Below are 20,560 nucleotides of genomic sequence, written 5' to 3' on the forward strand. Positions count from 1 at the left end.
GCATCATCATTTGCTCCTCGTAGCGCGCTCGTCGCGCGCGAATGGTCCCAGCAGCGCGCCTACGAAGCCGCCTGCACGATCGGTACTCAATACGGTGCCGTCTACGTTCTCGGCCAGCGTCTGCCAGCCCTGCCCATCGCCGGTGTCGAAGGCAAAGGCGTAAGCGCCTTCGTTGCCACTGATTTCCAGTCGCAGCGCATCGGTTGCGTCCAGCTCACGGTGGGCCAGTGTCTTCGTCGCGCCACTGCCGTCGCGCGCTTCGAGGAAGATCGAAACGCGGTCGCCGCCCAGGCTGCGTACGCCGAGGAAGTACCAGTACGCCTCGCTCTGGAATGCGGCCATGCCGGCTGCAACACCTGCCGCCGGGCGGCGCATGCCGGTGCTGGCCTCAAAGCGCAGGTGCTGCTGGCGGCGGCCGAGGAAAGCGGGATTGCGCAGCGTGTCCAGGCCTACCGGCAGCGGATGCACGGTCAGGCTTCCCGGGCGCGACGTCAGGTCTGCCCAAGGCTGTTTGGGAACGCGCACACGCAGCCATGCCTTGCTCAATGACGGGCCGTCGAATTCTTCGCGATCGGTGAAATTGCCGGTGTTGGGCGCCTGTATCGCATCGCCCTGCATCCACGCAGGCGCTTTCACCACATAGCGGATGGGCTGGTGCGCCGGCAGGATCACTGGCCAGCCATCACGCCATTCCACCGGCAGCAGATAGGTCTCACGACCGGTGTTGTAGTGGCGCTGCTGGTAGTTGCGGCTGGCCAGGAACACCGCCCACCACGAGCCGTCCGGACCTTCCACCAGGTCCGCGTGGCCGGCGTTGGTGACAGGCAGCGGGCGGTCGGCAGGCAGGTCGCGCTGGGTGAGGATTGGGTTGCGGGCGTAGGGAACGTAGGGGCCCCAGACATCGCGGCTGCGCAGCACCACCTGCGAATGCTGTGGACCGGTGCCGCCTTCGGCGTCTGAGAGGTAGTACCAGCCATCGCGCTTGTAGAGGTGCGGGCCTTCGATCCAGATCGGGTTCTTTGCCGGCTCTACCCCGCCGTCGATAAGGACCTTGCGCGGGCCCACCGGCTTGAAGCCGGCCAGGTCGAGCTGCTGCATCCAGATGGCACGGTGGCCTTCGTAGCGCGGCGGGCCGGGCGGTGCGTCGTTGTTGAGCAGGTAGACGCCGCCGTCATCGTCGAAGAACAGCGAGGGGTCGATACCGTCGACGGTTGGCAGCCAGTGCGGGTCAGACCACGGGCCTGCCGGGTCGCGCGCCGTGGAAATGAAATTGCCGCCACTGTCCACGGCCGTGGTGACCACGTAGAACACGCCGTCGTGGTACGAAATGGCCGGCGCGAAGATGCCGCGCGAGACGCTGAGGCCATCGAAATCGAGCTGGCCAGGACGGTCGATGACATTGCCGATCTGGGTCCAGTGCACGAGGTCGGTGCTCTCGAACACCGGGATGCCCGGGAAGTAGGTAAAGCTGGAATTGACCAGGTAGAACCTGCCGTTGGCGGCGACGATGCTGGGGTCTGCGTGGAAGCCGGCCAGGATCGGGTTGCGGTAATGCCCCGCGGGCAGTGGGGATTCGAAGGCCGCGTCCCAGCCGATGTAGTCGAACCAGTCGAAGTACACCGGCGGCGCGGGTTCGGCTTCGACCGCCCGCGAGGCGGCGGAGAACACCAGCAGCAGCGTGGCAAGCAGCAGACGCATCATCGGACCTCTGGATCGGTCAAGGAGAGTTCGAAGGGGCCTGCCGGGGCGCCGCTGCTGTCGCGCAGGGTGCAGACCGGGCCGTCCGCCCAGCAGTAGCGGACCCGTACGGCGGTGCCTGCCGACGCACCGCGCAGCACGACGTCGTGCCCGTCCAAGGCGGCGTCGGCGTACGCGCAGTGGTTTGAACCCGGGCCGCAGAGTTCGAAACCGATCGGTCCTGCGGCGCCGGTCGTGATCAGGCTGCCCGAAACACCGTCGAAGGCGACTCGCACCCCGTCTTGCGTGCGGGACGCGCTGCGCGGTACCGGCCCCGTAGGCAAAACGGTCTGATCGCCGTAGACCGCTTGCCGTGCCAGTCGCGCAAGGCGTCGGCCCAGCTCCTGCTTATTGGGCGGATGGATGTCGTAGGTATCGCCGATGTCGATGGCCAGTGCGAGCCCACTGTGCGGATCCTCCGCCGCTACGCGCCGTTGAGCCTCACGCACCTGCGCCCAGCCACTTTCTACGGGCAGTTCAGGCGGCTTGCCATAGCCGGCGAGCTGCACGATCAGGAACGGCAGCTCCGTGCCGAAATGGCTGCGCCAGTCATCGCGCAGGACGCGCAACCGGTCCGCGTAGGCGGCGCCGTCGCCGGTGTTGGACTCGCCCTGGTACCAGAGCGCGCCGCGCAGGCCGACGTTTCCGAGCGGCGCGATCATGCCGTTGTAGAGCGTGGACAGGCCCGTCGCGGCGTGCCATGGCGCGAGTGGGGGCGATTCGGCACTGGGCGCTATGCGGTACTGCCAACGGGGACCGAGCACGACCTGCGTGCCGTCTTCGAAACGCAGGGCCTGGGCCGTTGTCGGGCCCGCCAGTCCACCGTCGCCCCAGGTGTCGAGCGCGTTGATCACCACGGTGTTGGTGCCGGCCTTCAGCACCCCTGGCGCCAGCGGATACGCACGCGCGTCGCCTGGGCGGTTCTCGCTGCCTACGCCGACGCCGTTGACCCAGGTCATGTCGGTTTCGTCGACGGCGCCCAGTTCAAGAGTTGCGCGCTGCGCGGCCTGGGCGGCGGTCAGTGTGACCTGGGTGCGGTACCAGACCATCCCGTTGTAGGCGGCAAGTGCCGGGACGCCCCAGCGTTCCCAGGCGCCGAGGCTGGCTGGGGCGTCGTGCCATTCGCCCGCCTTGTTACCCGGCTGCCAGGGTGTATCACCGGGCGCGGCGTCTTCGCGGGTGGTCCACCACTGCTGCCAGTGCTCACCCCAGCGGCGGCTGGCGCCCGCTGGATCGTGGGCATGCTGCGCGAGGACGTCGAGTGATGTCTCCATGCCGCCCTGGGCTCGCAGTGCAGCGGCGCTCGTCCACGGTTCGATACGGGAGCCGCCCCATGCGGCCTGGATGAGGCCCATGGGCACGTTGATTGTCTTCTGCAGTTCGCGCGCGAAGTAGTAACAGGCCGCGGAGAACTCGCGCACGGTGTCGGGGGTTGCAACGGTCCATGCTACAGGCGCCTTGAACGTTTCCTGCGGGGACACGGCAGCGGCTTTGGGGACGCTGAACAGACGGATGTCGGGATGCGCGGCGGCGGCCAGTTCACTGCTGGCGTCGAGGCTGCGCCATACCGGCAGTTCCATGTTCGATTGGCCGGAGCACAGCCATACGTCGCCCATCTTGAGGTCGCGTGCGATCTGGGTGACCTGCCCTGCCCTGACGGTGAGTTGGTAGGGACCGCCTGCGGCGGTGGGTGGCAGCGTGGTGTGCCAGTCGCCATTGGCGTCCGCGCGGAGGGTGCGGGTGTGGCCTGAGAAGGCTACGGATACGCTCGCGCCCGGCTCCGCCTCACCCCACACCGGAATCGGCTGGTCGCGCTGCAGGACGGCGTGGTCCCGGAAGAGCGGGTGCAGAAGGGATGGCTTGGATGGCTGCGCCATCGTTAGCGTGCTGGTCGTTGCCAGCGCTGCCGCCAGTAGTACGCGCGCCGAGAGGCTGGACCTGCTCATCGGCCGTCTCCCGGCGCTGAAGGGAACTGCAGGGATTGGTAGTACGAAAGCGGGTGCGGCGGCGGGGCTTCGCCTGCAGGAAGTGGCAGGCCGTTGATCGATTGGAAGTAGGCGATGCTGGCGTCGCGCCACCATTGGGCTTCGCGGTGCTGGATGCGGAGAAACGCGGTGATCTCGGCGTGTCGTTGTGGGTCGATCGGTGACGCAAGCGGGGCAGAGCCCCGCTCTACCTCGGGGGAAGTACTCGTGCTGGCAGATGCGGCGCCGGTGGGTTGCAGGTGTGCCCATTCCTCCTGCATGGCCTGTACCTGCTGGACGCCGAGCGAGTAGCGGGTGACCAGTTCGTTCCACAGCGTCCGACCAGAGGCCATGCGGTGATCCCACGGGACGTGGTGGAACCACAGCAGCAGCGACTCGGGCACCTTGGTGACATCGCCATACTGCGCGGCGAGTTCGGGTACGTACTGCGCCACGGCATTGCTGCCGCGAGCGGTGCGGTCGAAGCCGATCCCGTTGCGGTCGGCGCGGTGGTAGTAGACCGAGGTCCAGTCCGGGCGTGGGCCGCCGTCTACCCAAGGGCCGGGGCCGTAGTGGTGGCCGCGCGCCATCAGGTGGTGCAGCCCGAGCGGGGTCATGTAGTTCACGGCCGCCTCCCGCGAGGTCATCATCATCGTGACGATGGGCTGCACCACGGCGGGATCCGGCGAGAAGGTCATCGCCGCCCAGTCGGCTGCAATGTCACGTGCCGACTGACCTGGGTTCCAGGCCAGCCGGCCGAAGGCATACCAGTTGGCCTGGTCGAAGTGGGAGCCGGTCCAGGTGCGGTCGTTGCCGATGTTGGCGACGCCGGCCATGCCGGTCAGTGCATGCCCCTCGAGGGAGCCGTCCACTACGCTGGCCACGGTCGAGCCGTGGCCACGTGCGTAGGTGTCCGAACGCAGTACTTCCTCGAACAGCGGTCCCAGATAGACCAGATGCGTGGCGAAACCCAGGTATTCCTTGGTGAGCTGGAACTCCATCATCAGCGGCGTGTGCGGCATGGCGCCGAACAGCGGATGGAACGGCTCGCGCGGCTGGAAATCAATGGGGCCGTTCTTGACCTGCACGATCACGTTCGGGTGGAACGTACCGTCGAGGCCGACAAACTCGGTATGGGCCTGGGTGGCGCGGTCTGCAGGTACGTCGTGTGCGTAGACGAACGCGCGCCACATCACCACTCCGCCATGCGGGGCCAACGCGTCTGCCAGCAGGTTGGCGCCGTCGGCATGCGAACGGCCGCAGTCCTGCGGGCCGGGTTGCCCTTCGGAATTGGCCTTGACCAGGAACCCACCGAAGTCGGGAATGCGTGCGTAGATTTCATTGACCTTGTCGCGCCACCAGCGCCGCACCCCGGGATCCAGCGGGTCAGCGGTCTTGAGTCCACCCAGTTCCATCGGTGCGCTGAACCGAGCGCTCAGGTACACGCGGATGCCATAGGGCCGGAATACCTCCGCAAGCGCGGCCGCCTTGTCGAGGTAGTCCGGCGCAAGGCTCCAGGCGCTGGCATTGACGTTGTTCAGTACGGTGCCATTGATGCCCAGCGAGGCATTGGCACGTGCGTAGTCGGTATAACGCGGGTCCTTCCATTCCGGCAGGCTCTGCCAGTCCCAGAGCGAGCGGCCTGCATAGCCGCGCTCGACATGGCCGTCAAGGTTGTCCCAGTGATCGAGCACGCGCAACTGCACGCGCGGCGATTCCCGCACATCCAGCGCGTCCAGCGGAGCGCCGGTCTGTAGCAGGCGCAGCAGGTGGAACACGCCGTAGAGAACGCCGATGTCGCGCTGCGCTGCCACCACCAGTACGCTGCGTCCGTCGAGCTGCGTGCGCTTCAGGAGATACCCGTCCTTGCCGAGCGATGCAACCTCTCTGCGGAGTGGCGCAAGCAACGCGGACGCGTGCGGCGTGCCCAGGACCACCGCGTACTGTTCCGCTCCCTCGTCATGCATCCGGGGAGCCTTGCCCAGTAGTCCCGCAAGCCCTCGCTCCAGCTCTGCACGCGCTGCCCGCTGGGTCGGCGTCGTATCGGGTGCGACGATGTCGCTCAACTGCGCGCGATAGGTTGCTGCGAGTGCGGGCTCAACCGGCACGTAGCGCATCCACAGTGCATGACCGTCTTCCGCATGCGCAGTGCCGACAAACATCAACAACGCGATGACAACGCTCGACATCCAATGACACCGTGCGACAGCGGCAAAATGCGGCGTTTTCGGCAGTAAACCGGGTAAGCTGGTGACGTGCCTGGGCCGCTGCATCATCTCCCCTGATCGCCGCACGGTAGCGTTGCAGAAACGAAAGGAACCGCGTATTGGACAAGCCGAAGAAGACGGTCCGCCGCAAAACCAGCGGCGTGACGATCGACGAGGTGGCGGCGCTGGCAGGCGTTTCGCCGATGACCGTGTCGCGGGCAGTGAACCAGGGCAACGTCCGAGAAGAGACCCGCGAACGCGTAATGCGTGCGGTACGCAAGCTGGGCTATACGCCGAACGTGGCGGCCAGTTCGCTGGCGGCGGCGCAGCACACGCGCATTGCGCTGATCTACGCCAACCCCAGCGGTGCTTACCTGAGTGAGCTGCTGGTCGGCCTGCTGCGCGTGGCCTCCAACGCGCCGGTGCAGCTGACCATCGACTACTGGGAAAACATGGATGCCGAGGCCGAGCGCAAGGCCGCGCGCAGCCTGGCCAGCCGGGTCGATGGCGTGATCCTGCCTCCGCCGCTGTGCGAGTCCGCGGCCGCCGTGGGCGAGCTGGTGAAGGCGCGCATTCCCGTTGTGGCGATCGCGTCCGGACGCCAGGGCGACGGCATCTCCTGCGTCCGCATCGACGACTTCCACGCCGGCAAGGACATGGCCGAGTACCTGATCCAACAGGGACACAGCCGCATCGGCTTCATCCGTGGACGCGAGGACCTCAGCGCCAGCGCCCGTCGCTACGACGGGTTTGTCACCGCGCTGCACGAGGCTGGGCTGGAGGTCGACCCCGAGCTGGTCCAGCACGGCAATTACACCTACCGCTCCGGGCTGGGCGCCGCAGAGCTCCTGCTGGGGCACGCGCAGCCGCCGACCGCCATCTTCGCCAGCAACGACGACATGGGCGCCGCTGCCATTTCGGTCGCGCACCGGCGCGGGCTGGACGTGCCCCGCGACCTTACGGTCGTGGGCTTCGATGACACCTCGGCCGCGACCACGGTGTGGCCGGAACTCACCACCATCCACCAGCCGATCGCGGCGATGGCCGATGCGGCCATCGACATCCTGCTGCGCACCATCCGCCACCGCAACGACGAGGCGCGCCCGCTGACCGACCATGTGCTGCCGCACCGGTTGGTGGAGCGCGATTCGGTGGCGCGCCCGCCGAGAGCCCGGTAAGGCGCGCCGCATCATCAGGCTCCCGGGCAGGCGACGGTGACGTCGGCTTCGTTCAGGGCGCCGAGCGCCACGCGCGAGATCGAGACGGTCATGGCTGATGCGCTCACCAGCGACCACGGACGGTCCAGTTTGCCCACCTGCGCACCGGCACCGGCCAGGCACTTCAGCGGCACGCCCACCCGCGTCCACTGCCCCACCGGCAGCTTGGCCAGCGTCGGCCCCACCGGCACACGCGCGGTGCAACCGGTACCGCAACCGACCGCCAGCCACGCTTCTCCCTTGGGTGCCGCGTCCACGCGGAGCGTGGTGACCAGCATCAGGTCGCCGTTGCTCTCACGCTGCAGGTCCAGTGCGGTGTGCGACTGCAGTGCGGCGGTGGCCTCACCCTTGCCCGTCCAGGCCAGGCGACGGCTGTCTTCCTGCTTGAGGTGGTCCACACCGGTCACATTGAGCAGGTCGCCGTCCAGCCCCTCCGGCACCTTGGTGACGGTCACGCCCTGCCCCGTTGCGGTTTCCAGTCGCAGCGCCATGCCGGCGCCGGCGTCGCCCGCCGCGAAGAACACGCCGGCCGCGCCTTCATTGCCGGTCACGCCCGACACTTCCGGCAGCGCCGCCAGATCACCCTTGTCGGCATAGGTCAGGCCGTAGTCGAAGGCGAACTGCGGGTCGTAGTCCTTCTGGCCCACGTTGTTGGCGTACTGCACCGCGGTGCGCGGCCAGCTGAAGCTGAGCTTGCCCTTGAAGTCGTTCTGCACGGCGCCGTCCGGCGTGCGCAGCAGCACGTCGGCAATGCCCGCGCCTTCCGAACCCGGCAGCCATGCCGCTACGAACGCATCCGCTGCGTTGATCTCGCGATTCACCCACAACGGACGGCCGCTCAGGAACACTGCGACCACGGGGATGCCGTCGGCCTTGAGTTTCTTGAGCAGCTGCAGGTCAGCGTCGTCGCCAGGCTTGTAGGCCAGCGTGGCGAGGTCACCCTGGAACTCGGCATACGGGTTCTCACCGAACACCACCACGGCCACGTCCGGCTTGGTCTTGTACTTGCCGTCAACGGCAAGCTCAGCCTGACCGCCCGCGGCCTTCACCTGCTGCGCAATGCCTTCGAAGATGGTGTCCGCATTCGGGAAGTCCTTGCGCGTGGTACCGGTGCCCTGCCAGTTGAGGGTCCAGCCACCCGCCTGCTTGCCGACGTCGTTGGCGCCGTCACCGGCGACCAGGATGCGCTGCTTCGGCGCCAGCGGCAGTACGCCGCCCTGGTTCTTGAGCAGCACCAGCGACTCGCGCACCGCCTGGCGTGCGACCTCGCGATGGTCCGGCGCGCCGATGAGGTCGAACTGGCCACCGACCGCGCGCGCGGACGGCTTGCCGGCCTCGAACAGGCCCAGCCGCATCTTCACCCGCAGGATCCGGCGCACCGCGTCGTCCAGCCGCTCCTGGCTGATGGTGCCGGCCTTCACCGCGGCCAGCGTTGTTTCGTACATGCCCTTCCAGCTGTCCGAGGCCATCGGCATGTCCAGCCCGGCGTTGATCGTGGCCGGGCAGTCGGTGGTGGTGCAGCCCTTGACCTGGCCGTGCCCGTTCCAGTCGCCGACGACGAAACCGCCGAAGCTCATGCGGCCCTTCAGTGCGTCGGTCAGGTACGGCTTGTTGCCATGCATCTTCTCGCCGTTGACGCTGTTGAACGACGCCATCACCGTCTGCGCGCCAGCCGCGATTGCTGGCGGGTATCCCGCCGCATGGATGCGGACCAGCTCGGCTTCGCTGACTTTCGTGTCGCCCTGGTCCTTGCCGTCGGTGGTGCCGCCGTCGCCCAGGAAGTGCTTGACCGAGGCGATTACATGGCGGCCGTCGAGGAACTCCGGCGAACCGACCTTGCCCTGCAACCCCTCCACCACCTTGCCCGCATAGCTGGCCACCACCTCGGGCGATTCGGAATAGCCCTCGTAGGTGCGGCCCCAGCGGTCGTCCTGCGGCACCGCCACGGTGGGCGCGAACGCCCATTCCATGCCGGTGGCGCGCGTTTCCAGCGCGGTGATCTCGCCGATCCGGCGCACCAGCTCGGGATTACGCGCCGCGCCCAGCCCGATGTTGTGCGGGAACAGGGTGGCGCCGACGATGTTGCTCTGCCCATGCACGGCGTCGATGCCGAACAGGACCGGGATCGCCTTGCCGCCCTGCGAGGTGTCCATCGAGGCGGCGTAGAACGCGTCGGCCAGGGCCAGCCACTCGGCCGGCGAGGCGTCGTAGCGGCCACCGGGATCCGAATTGCCGCCGGCGAGGATGGACCCCAGCCGGTACTTGCGTACGTCGTCAGGCGTGATGCTGGCGATGTCGCCCTGGATCAGCTGACCCACCTTCTCTTCCACCGTCATGGTCGCGATCAGGTCGTTGATGCGCTTTTCCAGGGCGGGGTCTTCCGCCAGCGGCCAGGCCACCGACGGCCAAGGATTGGCATCGGCAGTGGCGGCGGGCGCGGCGGTGTCGGCGACCTTGTCATCGCCCTTGCAGGCAGCCAGTGCCAGCAGCATGGCGACCATCAGGACAGGGGTACGACGCGGAAGGTGAAGGTGGGTCATGGGCTCATCCTTGGTGCTGCGCTCAGCGCAGCAGGTACGTGTTGATCAGGTTTTCGTAGCGTTCCTGCTTGCCGCTGATCTGCTTGGGCTCACCGCCCTTTGCCCCCAGTGCAGCCAGGTCCGCCAGGCTGAGCTTGCCATGTTCGAAGTCCTTTCCGGCGCCGCTGTCGAAGCTGGCGTAGCGCTCGGTGCGCCACTGTTCCCACGGCGAGTCGTTGAGCAGCCCGTGCGCAACCTCCAGCCCGCGCGCGAACGCGTCCATGCCGCCGATATGGGCCACGAACAGGTCCTCCAGGTCGGTGGACTCACGCCTTACCTTGGCGTCGAAGTTCAGGCCGCCTTCCAGCCCGCCCTGGCGCAGCACCACCAGCATCGCGCCGACGGTGTCGTACAGGTCGGTCGGGAACTGGTCGGTGTCCCAGCCGTTCTGCGCGTTGCCGCGGTTGGCGTCGATGCTGCCGAGCAGCCCGTGGTCGGAGGCTACCTGCAGGTCATGCTCGAAGGTGTGGCCGGAGAGCGTGGCGTGGTTGGCTTCGATGTTGAGCTTGAAGTCCTTGTGCAGGTTGTGTTCCTTCAGGAAGCCGGCCACCGTGGCGCTGTCGAAGTCGTACTGGTGCTTCATCGGCTCCATCGGCTTGGGCTCGATCAGGAAGTTGCCCTTCAGGCCGATGCTGCGGCCGTAGTCGCGGGCCATGGTCAGGAAGCGTGCAAAGTGGTCGGTTTCGCGCTTCATCTGGGTGTTGACCAGCGACGCGTAGCCTTCGCGGCCGCCCCAGAACACGTAATGTTCGCCACCCAGCTCAACGGTGGCTTCCAGCGCGGCCTTGACCTGCACGGCCGCGCGCGCGACCACGGCGAAGTCCGGGTTGGTCGACGCACCGTTCATGTAACGCGGGTGCGAGAACAGGTTGGCAGTGCCCCACAGCAGCTTCATGCCGGTGGCATCCTGGCGCTCCTTGGCCAGCTTCACCATGTGCTTGAGGTTCTTTTCGTACTGGCCGACGTCGTCGGCATCCGGGGCCAGGTCGATGTCATGGAAGCACCAGTACGGCACGCCGAGCTTGGTGAAGAACTCGAATGCGGCGTCCACCTTGGCTTCCGCGCTGGCCAGCGGCGTGCTGGATTCCCACGGGAAACGGCGGGTGCCCGGGCCGAACGGATCGTGGCCGGCGTTGCAGAAGGTGTGCCAGTAGCAGACCGCGAAGCGCAGGTGCTCCTGCATCGTCTTGCCGCCGATCACTTTGTTTGCGTCATACACCTTGAACGCGAGCGGGTTGTCCGAACCGCGCCCTTCGAAGGGAATGCGGCCGATGCCGGGGAAGTATTCGGTGGCGCCGATGAAGGGCTGGGTGCTCATGGTGCGGTTCCTTTCGTTGTGCGAGGTGTCGCGAAAAAAGTGGAGATCAGCCGCGCTGCAGCGGCGTGACGGCGTCGAGGTAGCGCAGGAAGCGTGCGTAGGCGGCGGCATAGGCGTCGCCACGGGTCGGGTCGGGGCGCGCGGAAAGCTGCGGGTCGAGCGCTACGTGCCGTTCGGTGATGTCGGCGATCGAGGCGTCTTCGCCCCGTGCCTGGCCCAGCGCCCACAGCGCCTGCAGGGCTGCGCCGAACGCCGCGCCTTCGGATTGGGTCGGTACGTCCACCGGCAGGCCGAACACATCGGCTACCAGCTGCCGCCACTGCGCGCTGTTGCTGCCACCGCCAGTCAGCACGATGCGGTCGAACTGCATGCCGGCGCGCACGAAGGCGTCGTAGCCATACTTCAAACTGTAGGTGGCCCCTTCCATCGCGGCACGGTAGACGTGCGCCGGGGTCATGTTGGTGGTGTCCAGGCCGGCCAGCACGCCCTTGCCCAACGGCAGGTCCGGGGTGCGTTCGCCGTTGAGGAACGGCAGCATCACCAGGCCGTCGGCGCCGGGCGGCGTGTTGCGCAGGTGGCCGTCGGCGTGGCGGGTGTTGAAGTCGAACGCGTCCGCCACCTGCTCGGTGACCACGGTGCAGTTCATGGTGCAGATCAACGGCAGCCAGCCGCCGGTGGAAGAACAGAACGCAGCCCAGGCGCCCTCCGGGTCCACCACCGGGGTATCGGAATAGGCGAACAGCGTGCCCGACGTGCCCAGGCTCATCGCCAGGCGACCCGGTGCGACGCAGCCGGTGCCGATGGCCGCCATCATGTTGTCGCCGCCACCTACGGCGACCTTCACCGTTGCCGGCAGGCCCAGGCTCTTTGCGGCAGCGGGGGCGATATCGAACAAGGCTTCGGGTGCCGCGATGGGCGGCAGGCAGGCCGTCAGATCGCGGTCCGGATCGGTGGCGCGCAACAGCTCGGGCGACCAGGCGCGGGTGCGCACGTCCAGCCACCCGGTGCCGGACGCGTCGCCGTATTCGCAGAAGCGCTCACCGGTCAGCGCGAAGTTGAGGTAGTCGTGCGGCAGCAGGATGCTGGCCAGGTTCGCGTAGGCCTCGGGCCGATGCGTCTTCGTCCACGGCAGCTTCGAGGCGGTGTAGCCGGTGAGGATCGGATTGCCGGCCGCAGCAATCGTCTGGGCCATGCCACCCAGCGCGTCCATGATCTGCGTGCATTCTGCAGTGGTGCTGGTGTCACACCAGAGCTTGGCCGGCGCCAGCACCTGGCCTGCCGCGTCGAGCGGCACGAAGCCGTGCTGCTGGCCGGAGACGGCCAGCGCGACGATGCGCGAACGCACCGCCGGTGCGATCGCCGCGAAGCAGCTGTTGAGCGCCGCCACCCAATCCGCCGGGACCTGTTCGCGGCTGCCATCCGCACCGCTTGTCAGCTCCAGCGCCGCACTGGTGCTGGCCACCACCTTGCGCGCGGCAGGGTCGTACACCAGCACTTTCAAGCTCTGCGTGCCCGCATCGATTCCGGCAACCAGTTCCATCCCTTACACCCCGTACGTTTCAAAAGGTAGCGCTACCAATTCCAGGCAACAACGCGCAGCTTCGCTACGCGGTCGCCATCCTCCGCGGCCACACATCGGCCGACGCCTTGCAGTAGCGTTCGATGAAGTCCGCCTGCGACGGCATCGTCGCCACGGCCTGCTGGATCGGGTGGCGGATGCGCTGCAGCAGGGTGCGCAGGTCGTCGTCGCTGATGGCGCTGGCCAGCGGGTGCGCGGGGCCGGGCTGGATGCCCTGCCCCATCAGCACGCTGGTCCAGGAGTCCACCCGGAACAGTTCACCCGGGTCCTGCCAGGCATGCGCACGCTCGCGCCACGCGCGCAGGCGCACCGCCAGCGACTCCGGCAGCTCCATCTCGCGGGCTGCCTTCCACATCGGTTCGTCGCGCTGGGTGGCGTGGTAGTGCAGGATGATGAAGTCGCGCACATGTTCCATTTCCTGGCGGCCGACGTCGTTGTAAAGGGCCTGCAGGGTCGGGGTGATGCCATCGATCGGGAACAGCTGGATCAGGCGCACCACCGAACTGATGGTGAGGTGGATGCTGGTGGATTCCAGCGGTTCGATGAAACCACTGGCCAAGCCGAGTGCCACAACGTTCTTGTTCCAGGCCTTCAACCGGCGCCCGCTGCGGAACGGCACCAGCCACGGGTCGCGCAGCGGTTCGCCTTCGATGTCGCGCAGCAGCTTGGCCTGCGCTTCGTCGTCGGACATGTGGCGGCTGGAGAACACCAGCCCACAGCCCACGCGATGCTGGAGCGCGATGTGCCAGCGCCAGCCGGCCTCGTGCGCGATGGCGCGGGTGTACGGAACCGGCGGTTTCGTCGATTCTGTCTGGACCGCCACCGCACGGTCGCTGGGCAGCCACTGGTTCCAGTCTTCGTAGCCGGTGTGCAGGGTCTGCTCGGTCAGCAGGCCGCGGAAGCCGGTGCAGTCGATGAACAGGTCGCCCTCCAGCACCTGGCCGTCTTCCAGCACCAGTGCCTGCACCGAACCGTCATGCGCATGCTGGCGCACTTCGTGGATCTTGCCTTCCACCCGGCGCAGGCCGTTCGCTTCGGCCTTGCGGCGCAGGAATTTCGCATACAGCCCGGCGTCGAAGTGATAGGCGTAGTTCACCTGCGGCTGGGTCTGCAGCGAGAACTGGTCGCCGCGCGAGGCCACGCTTTCCAGGCAGAAGTCGCCCAGGTCCGAATGCATGCCACGGCGCTGGCTGTCCAGCCAGAAATGGTGGAACGGCGTGGCCCAGGTGTTCTGGCCGATGGTGCCGAACGGGTGGATGAAGCGGTCGCCGGGGCGGCGCCAGTTTTCGAACGAGATCGAGAGTTTGAAGGTGCCGGCCACTTCGCGCAGGAACTCCTGCTCGTCGATCTGCAGGAAGCGGTGGAAGGTCCGGATCGGCGGTACGGTCGACTCCCCCACGCCGACGGTGCCGATCTGCTCGGACTCCACCAGGGTGATCTCGAGCTGGTCACGGAACTGGTGCGCCAGTGCGCAGCCGGCCAGCCAGCCTGCGGTGCCACCGCCGGCGATCACGACCTTGCGGATCCGGCCTTGCGTGGTGTTGTTCGCAGCGTTCAAAGCGATCCCCTGTCAGCGGTTGAGTCGAGCGAGCAGCTGGGCGCGCGTGCGGCGGGCCTGCAGTTCGTCGAACGGTGCCAGTTCGCCCCGGGCGGCGTCGGGAAGGTGCTCCCCTGCGCGCTCAGCGGGTCCGAATACGTAGTACTTGAAGATCGTTGCCCACGCCTGTTTTTCCCGCTCCGGCAGGTCGCGCAGCGCCCACATCGCGTGCTGCAGTGCCGGCAGCGGCGAGGACAGGAAGCCGGGCACGCTGCGCCACCAGTAGTTCACCAGCACGTTGAACGGCGCCAGGCTGCGTACGTGGTGCCACCACATGCTGGGAATGAAGATCGCGTCACCGGGCTCGAGCTCGGCGGTGACCGCGCTTGCCAGCGCGTCACGGAATCGCGGGTGGCGCGCGAAGTCGGGATTGTCGAAATCCACCACGCTGACCACCTGCCCGCCCGGCGTGGGCTCGAGCGGACCGGGATAAAGGTTGTCGATCTGTTCCGGTGGGAACAGCGTGAACCGGCGCCGGCCAACCGCACAGCAGGCCAGGTTGTCGGGCGTGTCGAAATGACAGGACGCGGTGACCCGGTTGCCGATCCAGATGCTGGCCGAGGCGTCGATGCCCTGCCCGGCCAGACCGGCATCGTTCTGCGCCGAGAACCCGGGCAGCGCACGATCGATCAGCAGCGAAGCGATGTAGTACGTGGGCGGCAATGGATCATCCAGGTGCTGCGCGATTTCATCCAGGACCTCGCCCAGCACGCCGCGACGGACCTCGAAGTTCAACTGGGTGAAGTCGGCGTTGTAGAACGGGCGTCCCTGGATGGCGGGCTCGCCATGCGAATACGGAACCGGCGTGCCGGCGTCGAAGCCGCGCAGATAGTCCATGGCGTCCCGGGTCGAGCGCAGTCCAGCCTGGACCAGGCCCCAGTCGCGCACGACACCGCGCAACACCACCGGTTCGCCTGCGGCAACCAGCGCGTCCAGCGGGAGCTCGGCAGGCGCCAGCCCTTCCAGTGTCCGCATCGCCGCCCCGTCGGCCATCGCTCAGTTCCTGCCCTGCAGGCGCAGGCGGCGCTGTTTCTCGGCGATCAGCCGTCGCATGTTGTGCAGCGAGGCCAGCATCAGGTACGCGCCTTCCAGATAACCGGCGCGGTTGAGTTCGGCCAACGCGTCGCCCTCCAGCGTGGCAAGGCGGTCGCGGTCGACCGCATGCAGGCCGTTGACCCCGACCCGATGTTCGGCGTCGACCTGAACGTCGAGCGTGACGGGCTGGATGAGCCCTTTTGCATCCAGCATCGCAAACATGTCCGCGCCGAAGGCATGGCCGTCGTTGATGCCGCGCAGGACGTTGGCGATGTGGTCGAGATAGGGGGTATTGCCGCCCTGCGGCAGGAACACCGGCTCGCCGGCGTTGGTGTTCACGCGCGGGTGGTCCAGGTCCACGTGCAGGACCGCTTCCTGCTTGAGCTCCCCGTCGATGCGGTTCTCCTGGAACCCGATCAGGAACGGACCCTTGGCCGCGGCTCCCGGCAGGTAGGACGCATTCCAGCGGCCCTCCTCCAGGTACAGGTTTTCGTGCTGTTCAAAGCCGAGCAGGACCACCGACTGCCACGCACCGGTGGCGGCGTCCCTGCGCAGGAAAATGGGGTATTCACGTTGCAGTTCGGCAAATTCGCTCGGGTACGCCGGCACCATGCCGACCGCGTCGCCGAATTCAGGCCCGAAGCCGGTCGCCACGCGCAGGTCGCGGTGGGCGATGTTGTTGAGCATTTCGTAACGCGGCATGTGTAGTCCAATCCCAGCAGGAGCCTGCACGGGTGCCGCTGCCCAAGCAACGGCACCCGTGACCTGTTCAGAACCTGTAACGAACGCCAAGCATGTAACGCGGATCCTGGTCAGCCAGCTTCACCATCATCTGCGAGGTACGCGAACGCCAACGCACGTCTTCGCCGGTGAGGTTGATGGCTTCCAGGCTGAACGACCAGTTGTCATTCAGCGTGTAGCCCACGCTGAGATCCCACTGGTCGTACTCTTCCACATAGTACGGGTTTCGGCTCGCCCCCTGGTTGGCCAGGATCAGGTACTGGTCGCGCCAGTTCCAGGCCAGGCGCACCGACCAGCCATACTTTTCGTACATCAGCATGGCGTTGGCGGTGTCGCTCAGACCGGTGAGCGAGAACTGGTCGACGTTCGGGTCGCCCGCATCGTTGTAGCCCACGTCACCATTGACGATGGTGTAGTTGGCCAGCACGCCGAAGCCGGTGTCGCCGAAGAAGTACTGCCCGCTCAGTTCCCAGCCATGCAGCTTGGACTCGTTCTGGTTGATGGGGCGGTTGACGTTGAACTGGTACAGCGGATCGTCTGCCTCCCCAATCAGGTCGTACGCCGCCTCGGTGGCCAGCACCTGTGCGTCGGTGCCGTTGTAGGCGCCCAGCCCGGCCGGATTGTTGCGCAGCAGCGCCAGCGCGGTGAACAGCGAGGTGTCATTGGCCGAGCAGGCCGCCGCGTTCGCCGGGCCCACCTGCGCAAGGCAGGCGCCACTGGTCAGGAACCCCAGCGCCGCCTGGGCGTCCGGCCCCGAGGTCGGGTCGCGCAGGCCGTACAGGTTCTCCTGCACGATGGTGTTGCCGATGAAGTTGCTGACCCGCTTGTTCCAGTACGTCACCGACACGTAGCTGGCATCGGCGAAGTACCACTCCAGCGCCAGGTCGAGGTTGTCCGACTCCAGCGGCTTCAGGGCCGGGTTCTGCGCCGTGCCGCTGGCCCGCGAGGACGGGTCGATCAGCACCGAGCCAAACGGCTGCTGTGCGGTGGGACCGGCATACAGATTGCCGATCGGCGCGCGGGCGATGCTCTTGCCGAACGACACGCGGCCTTTCAGGTCGTCCATCAGGTCGATGCTGAAGTCCAGGTTGGGCAGGATGTAGCTGTAGCTGGTCTTCTCGGTGAACGGCTGCTGGTCATTGGACAACAACACGCGGAAGTCGTTGTTGGCCTGCCACTGGATGCCTTCGGGAATGGCGATGATCGAGGTCGACACCACGTCGGTGGTTTCGTAGCGGACGCCCAGGCGCGTATTGGTGCGATGGCCGCCCAGGTCGCCATCCAGCTCGACCTGCATGTAGGCCGAATCGGTCTTCTCCTCCACCCGATTGTCCGCCGAATTCTGCGCACTGACGCCGAGGTTGGCGCCATAGTGCTCGCCCGCCCACTGCGCCAGTCGGCCGGCGTCGCCGCGCCACGCGCTGAAGCTGTTGACGTTAAAGTCGTTGAACAGCCCGACGATGTTGACCGGCCGCAGCAGGTCCATCAAACCGTTGGCGACATCGCCGTTGACGTTGGCCACGCCCCAGTCGCCCAGGGTGTTGTAGTTCTCCGCGGCCTGGATGCGGTGGGTGGTCTGCTTGCTGGAGTCCACGCCGAACTGGAAGCGGCCCGCGTCAAACGCCCACTCACCGTCCACGCGACCCTGCTTGATCTCGCTGATCTGGGTCTGCGAGTTGATGCGCAGCACCTGCGAGCCGATCTCACCCGGTACGAAGCCCGCGTTGGTCACGCCGTTGGTCTTGGCGATGGCGTCGGCCGCAGTCGGGTACCAGACCTGGGTGCCCACCGGCAGGCCGTTGTTCCAGACCATTTCCTGCACGTAGGTGCCGCCGCACTGCGGGCCGGTGGTGCAGTTGTTGGTGCCGGCGATACTGGAGAAGATGGAGCCGCCACCAGTGAGCGGATCGTTCGGCCGGCTCTCGTTCTTCGAGTCGTGGCCGTCGAAGCTCAGCTTGAAGCGGTCGGTGATGTTCCAGGTGGCATTGAAGCCGAGCGACCCCAGCTTGTACTTCTGCATGCTGCGCTGCTGCTCGAGCCCGAAGTCCTTGGTGCCGGCGATTTCGCGGATGTAGATCGGCGTGGCCACCGCGCCGCTGGTGTCGAACACCACATCGGTGTAGTTGCTGTTCTGCAGCCACATGCCCTGCTCGCCACGATTCTCTTCGATCTCGTTGGTCGAGTAGGTGTAGTCCAGGGTCAGCGTCACCGCGTCGGTCGGTGCGAACTGCAGCACTGCCTGGCCGTTGATGCGCTCGCGCTCGAAGTCGGCGAACGCATAGCGCAGGTCGTTCGGGCGTCCGTACAGCGCGCCGATCGCAGGTGCGTTGGTCACGGTCGGGTTGCCGGGCATGGTCCCGGTCCACGGCTGGATGTTCCAGTAGTTGTTGGTGGCCTGTACCGAGCCGCCCTTGCGCTTCTGGTAGCTCGCGCTGACGCCCACGCCCCAGGTCTTGTCCGGGTTGGTGTAGCTGAAGATGCCGGAAAGTTCAGGGGTGATGTCGTTGTCGAACGGCTGGCTCTGGTCGGAGACGATCTTCGCGCCGGCGCTGGCAACGGTGCCCTCATGGTCGAACGGACGCCCGGTGAGGATGTTGATGGTGGCGCCGATACCGCCACTGGGCACGTTGGCCTGGCTGGTCTTGAACACCTCGATGCCGTTGACCGCCTCGGCCGCCAGCTGGGCGAAGTTGAACGCTCGGGTACCGCCGTCCACGCCGCCGATGGCGACCTGTCCCGCCGCGCCGAACGCGTCGGCACCGGGCATCTGGCGACCATTGAGCGTGACCATGTTGAACTGCGGGCCGAAGCCACGCGCGGTCACCTGCGCGCCTTCACCGTCTCGACGTTCGATCGAGATACCGGTAATGCGCTGCAGCGATTCGGCCAGGTTGGTATCGGGGAACTTGCCGATGTCCTCGGCACTGATCGCGTCCACCACGCCTGCCGAGTCGCGCTTGATGTCCATCGCCTGGCTGAGGCTGTTGCGGATGCCCGTGACCTGCACCGTGTCGAGCTGGGTCGGCGTGGACTGGGTCTGCTGTGCGGTGGTGGACGGTGCCGTGGTCGACGCGTCCTGTGCAAATGCAGGGTTGATGACCAGGACGCCACCCACGAAGGTGAACATGGCCCGGGAAGTTAGTTTCGCCAGCTTGCGGCTCATGCGTGAGCCCTCAGGTCTGGGGTACGACGGAAAGCACCAGCGCTCATGACTCTCCCCTCTGACATACGATCGAATGGATGTACTTCGCACCACGCCATGGCGCGGTGGGACCTCGAAATCGCTTGCAGTTGCCAGAACATGCGCGTGGTAAATGGGGGAATCTCCGCTGGCCTTACCCCGGCTCAGTGGTAGCGCTACCATCGCGTCAGGGCGCAGACTAATCACTCCGTCACACCGTTGTCATCATGCAACGCAGCAAAGGAGACCGGGTCCTTGAGCACCACCCCGAAAGCGGTGCGCCGCAAAGGCAGTGCCGTCACGATCGACGAGGTTGCGGCGCACGCCGGCGTCTCCCCGATGACCGTCTCGCGGGTCATCAACGGCCACGCCGGCGTGCGGGAGGGAAATCGGGAACGGGTGCTGCGCAGCGTGCAGGAACTGGACTACCGGCCGAACCTGGCCGCCAGCGCACTGGCAGCCGCGCAGCAGACCTGCATCGCGCTGATCTACACCAATCCCAGTTCCAGCTACCTGCGCGAATTGCTGGTCGGTGCCCTGCGCGGTTCCACCCGGGCGGCGGCGCAGCTGGTGATCGCCAGCTGGGACGAGCTGGGGCCTGAAGCGCGCCGGGAAGCAGCCCAGCACCTGGCCAGCCGCGTGGCCGGCGTGATCCTGCCACCGCCGCTATGCGAATCGAAGGTCATCGTGACCGAATTCGTGAACGCCGGCGTTGCCGTGGTTGCCATTGCCTCCAGCCACTTCAGTGGCCGTATCTCATGCGTGCGCATCGATGACCGACACGCCAGCCGCGATATCGTGACCCACCTGGTTTCGCACGGTCATCGACGCATCGGCTACATAAGCGGCGACCCGAACCAGACCGCCAGTGCCCAACGTTCGCAGGGCTACCGCGATGCCCTGGCCGAAGCCGGCATCGGCTACGACGAGGCGCTCGTACAGCCCGGCTACTTCACGTATCGCTCGGGACTGGAGGCGGCGGAACAGCTGTTGTCCCTGCCCCACCGGCCCAGCGCGATCTTCGCCAGCAACGACGACATGGCCTCGGCCGTGGTCTCGGTCGCGCACCGTCACGGCCTGCAGGTACCGGACGATCTTTCGGTGGTGGGTTTCGATGACACCTCGGCGTCGACGATGGTGTGGCCGGAACTGACCACCATTCACCAGCCGGTGGCGGACATGGCCGACACCGCCATCGACATCCTGCTGCGGGAAATACGCCGCACGCCGTCTTCGAGGCAGGCCTCTGTGAACCATGTACTGCCCCACAAGCTGATCGCGCGGGCGTCGGTCTCGACGGTATCCCGGTAGAGCCGGCCGCCGGCCGGCTCCTCTTTCGGCCGGATGTGCATGGAGCCGGCCAGCGGCTGGCTCTATCGGGAACGCCATGCCTTTTTGGCATGGC

At 66.8% G+C, this 20,560-nt stretch carries 12 protein-coding genes; 2 read left to right on the plus strand and 10 right to left on the minus strand.

The window, feature by feature from the left end; all coding sequences use genetic code 11:
• Positions 1-6: 6 nt before the first annotated feature.
• Genes RYM47_RS03125 through RYM47_RS03135 form a run of 3 tightly spaced genes read right to left on the minus strand, consistent with a single transcriptional unit; the run spans position 7 to position 5,890 of the window.
• Positions 7-1,701: a glycoside hydrolase family 43 protein gene (locus RYM47_RS03125; RefSeq protein ID WP_315386017.1), complete on the minus strand. Its 1,695-nt coding sequence runs from the start codon at positions 1,699-1,701 to the stop codon at positions 7-9.
• Positions 1,698-3,683 (minus strand): sialate O-acetylesterase, encoded by a 1,986-nt coding sequence (locus RYM47_RS03130; protein ID WP_315386018.1) that lies wholly within the window; start codon positions 3,681-3,683, stop codon positions 1,698-1,700. The genes RYM47_RS03125 and RYM47_RS03130 overlap by 4 nt, the downstream gene beginning before the upstream one ends.
• A complete protein-coding gene (locus tag RYM47_RS03135; protein ID WP_315386019.1) occupies positions 3,680-5,890 on the minus strand; it encodes an alpha-glucuronidase family glycosyl hydrolase in 2,211 nt (736 codons plus the stop codon). The genes RYM47_RS03130 and RYM47_RS03135 overlap by 4 nt, the downstream gene beginning before the upstream one ends.
• Before the next feature lie 137 nt (positions 5,891-6,027).
• On the opposite strand from RYM47_RS03135, the gene RYM47_RS03140 reads away from it, so the two are divergent.
• Positions 6,028-7,086 (plus strand): LacI family DNA-binding transcriptional regulator, encoded by a 1,059-nt coding sequence (locus RYM47_RS03140; RefSeq protein ID WP_315386020.1) that lies wholly within the window; start codon positions 6,028-6,030, stop codon positions 7,084-7,086.
• A 14-nt stretch (positions 7,087-7,100) separates the two neighbouring features.
• Here the strand turns inward: RYM47_RS03140 and RYM47_RS03145 are convergent, their stop codons facing one another.
• From RYM47_RS03145 to RYM47_RS03175, 7 genes are all read right to left on the minus strand, one after another.
• Positions 7,101-9,665 carry an exo 1,3/1,4-beta-D-glucan glucohydrolase gene (locus tag RYM47_RS03145; protein ID WP_315386021.1) on the minus strand — a complete coding sequence of 855 codons (2,565 nt, stop codon included), beginning with the start codon at positions 9,663-9,665 and terminating at the stop codon, positions 7,101-7,103.
• A gap of 22 nt (positions 9,666-9,687) precedes the next feature.
• Positions 9,688-11,022, minus strand: a complete 1,335-nt coding sequence (gene xylA / locus RYM47_RS03150; RefSeq protein ID WP_315386022.1) for a xylose isomerase — start codon at positions 11,020-11,022, stop codon at positions 9,688-9,690.
• Between the two features lie 46 nt (positions 11,023-11,068).
• A complete protein-coding gene (gene xylB, locus RYM47_RS03155) occupies positions 11,069-12,562 on the minus strand; it encodes a xylulokinase (RefSeq protein ID WP_315386024.1) in 1,494 nt (497 codons plus the stop codon).
• 64 nt (positions 12,563-12,626) lie between these two features.
• Positions 12,627-14,159 carry a tryptophan halogenase family protein gene (locus tag RYM47_RS03160; RefSeq protein WP_315386026.1) on the minus strand — a complete coding sequence of 511 codons (1,533 nt, stop codon included), beginning with the start codon at positions 14,157-14,159 and terminating at the stop codon, positions 12,627-12,629.
• A 12-nt stretch (positions 14,160-14,171) separates the two neighbouring features.
• On the minus strand, positions 14,172-15,191 hold the full coding sequence (locus RYM47_RS03165) for a cupin-like domain-containing protein (protein ID WP_315386028.1): 1,020 nt from the start codon (positions 15,189-15,191) through the stop codon (positions 14,172-14,174).
• Positions 15,192-15,194: 3 nt separating this feature from the next.
• Entirely contained in the window at positions 15,195-15,935 is a 741-nt protein-coding gene (locus RYM47_RS03170; protein ID WP_315386029.1) for a SapC family protein, read from the minus strand.
• Positions 15,936-16,002: 67 nt separating this feature from the next.
• Positions 16,003-19,137 carry a TonB-dependent receptor gene (locus RYM47_RS03175; protein ID WP_315386030.1) on the minus strand — a complete coding sequence of 1,045 codons (3,135 nt, stop codon included), beginning with the start codon at positions 19,135-19,137 and terminating at the stop codon, positions 16,003-16,005.
• Between the two features lie 273 nt (positions 19,138-19,410).
• Here RYM47_RS03175 and RYM47_RS03180 point away from each other — a divergent pair, with 273 nt between their 5' ends.
• Positions 19,411-20,466, plus strand: coding sequence for a LacI family DNA-binding transcriptional regulator (locus RYM47_RS03180; RefSeq protein WP_315386031.1), 1,056 nt, complete (start codon positions 19,411-19,413; stop codon positions 20,464-20,466).
• Positions 20,467-20,560: the final 94 nt, after the last annotated feature.

The organism is uncultured Stenotrophomonas sp. (assembly GCF_963519125.1).
Lineage (GTDB): Bacteria > Pseudomonadota > Gammaproteobacteria > Xanthomonadales > Xanthomonadaceae > Stenotrophomonas.

Coding starts and splice junctions, on each gene's coding strand:
- RYM47_RS03130 (WP_315386018.1), bottom strand. CDS start 3,683: ATGAGCAGGTCCAGCCTCTCGGCGCGCGTACTACTGGCGGCAGCGCTG.
- RYM47_RS03125 (WP_315386017.1), bottom strand. CDS start 1,701: ATGATGCGTCTGCTGCTTGCCACGCTGCTGCTGGTGTTCTCCGCCGCC.
- RYM47_RS03170 (WP_315386029.1), bottom strand. CDS start 15,935: ATGCCGCGTTACGAAATGCTCAACAACATCGCCCACCGCGACCTGCGC.
- RYM47_RS03165 (WP_315386028.1), bottom strand. CDS start 15,191: ATGGCCGACGGGGCGGCGATGCGGACACTGGAAGGGCTGGCGCCTGCC.
- RYM47_RS03145 (WP_315386021.1), bottom strand. CDS start 9,665: ATGACCCACCTTCACCTTCCGCGTCGTACCCCTGTCCTGATGGTCGCC.
- RYM47_RS03135 (WP_315386019.1), bottom strand. CDS start 5,890: ATGTCGAGCGTTGTCATCGCGTTGTTGATGTTTGTCGGCACTGCGCAT.
- xylB (WP_315386024.1), bottom strand. CDS start 12,562: ATGGAACTGGTTGCCGGAATCGATGCGGGCACGCAGAGCTTGAAAGTG.
- RYM47_RS03175 (WP_315386030.1), bottom strand. CDS start 19,137: ATGAGCCGCAAGCTGGCGAAACTAACTTCCCGGGCCATGTTCACCTTC.
- xylA (WP_315386022.1), bottom strand. CDS start 11,022: ATGAGCACCCAGCCCTTCATCGGCGCCACCGAATACTTCCCCGGCATC.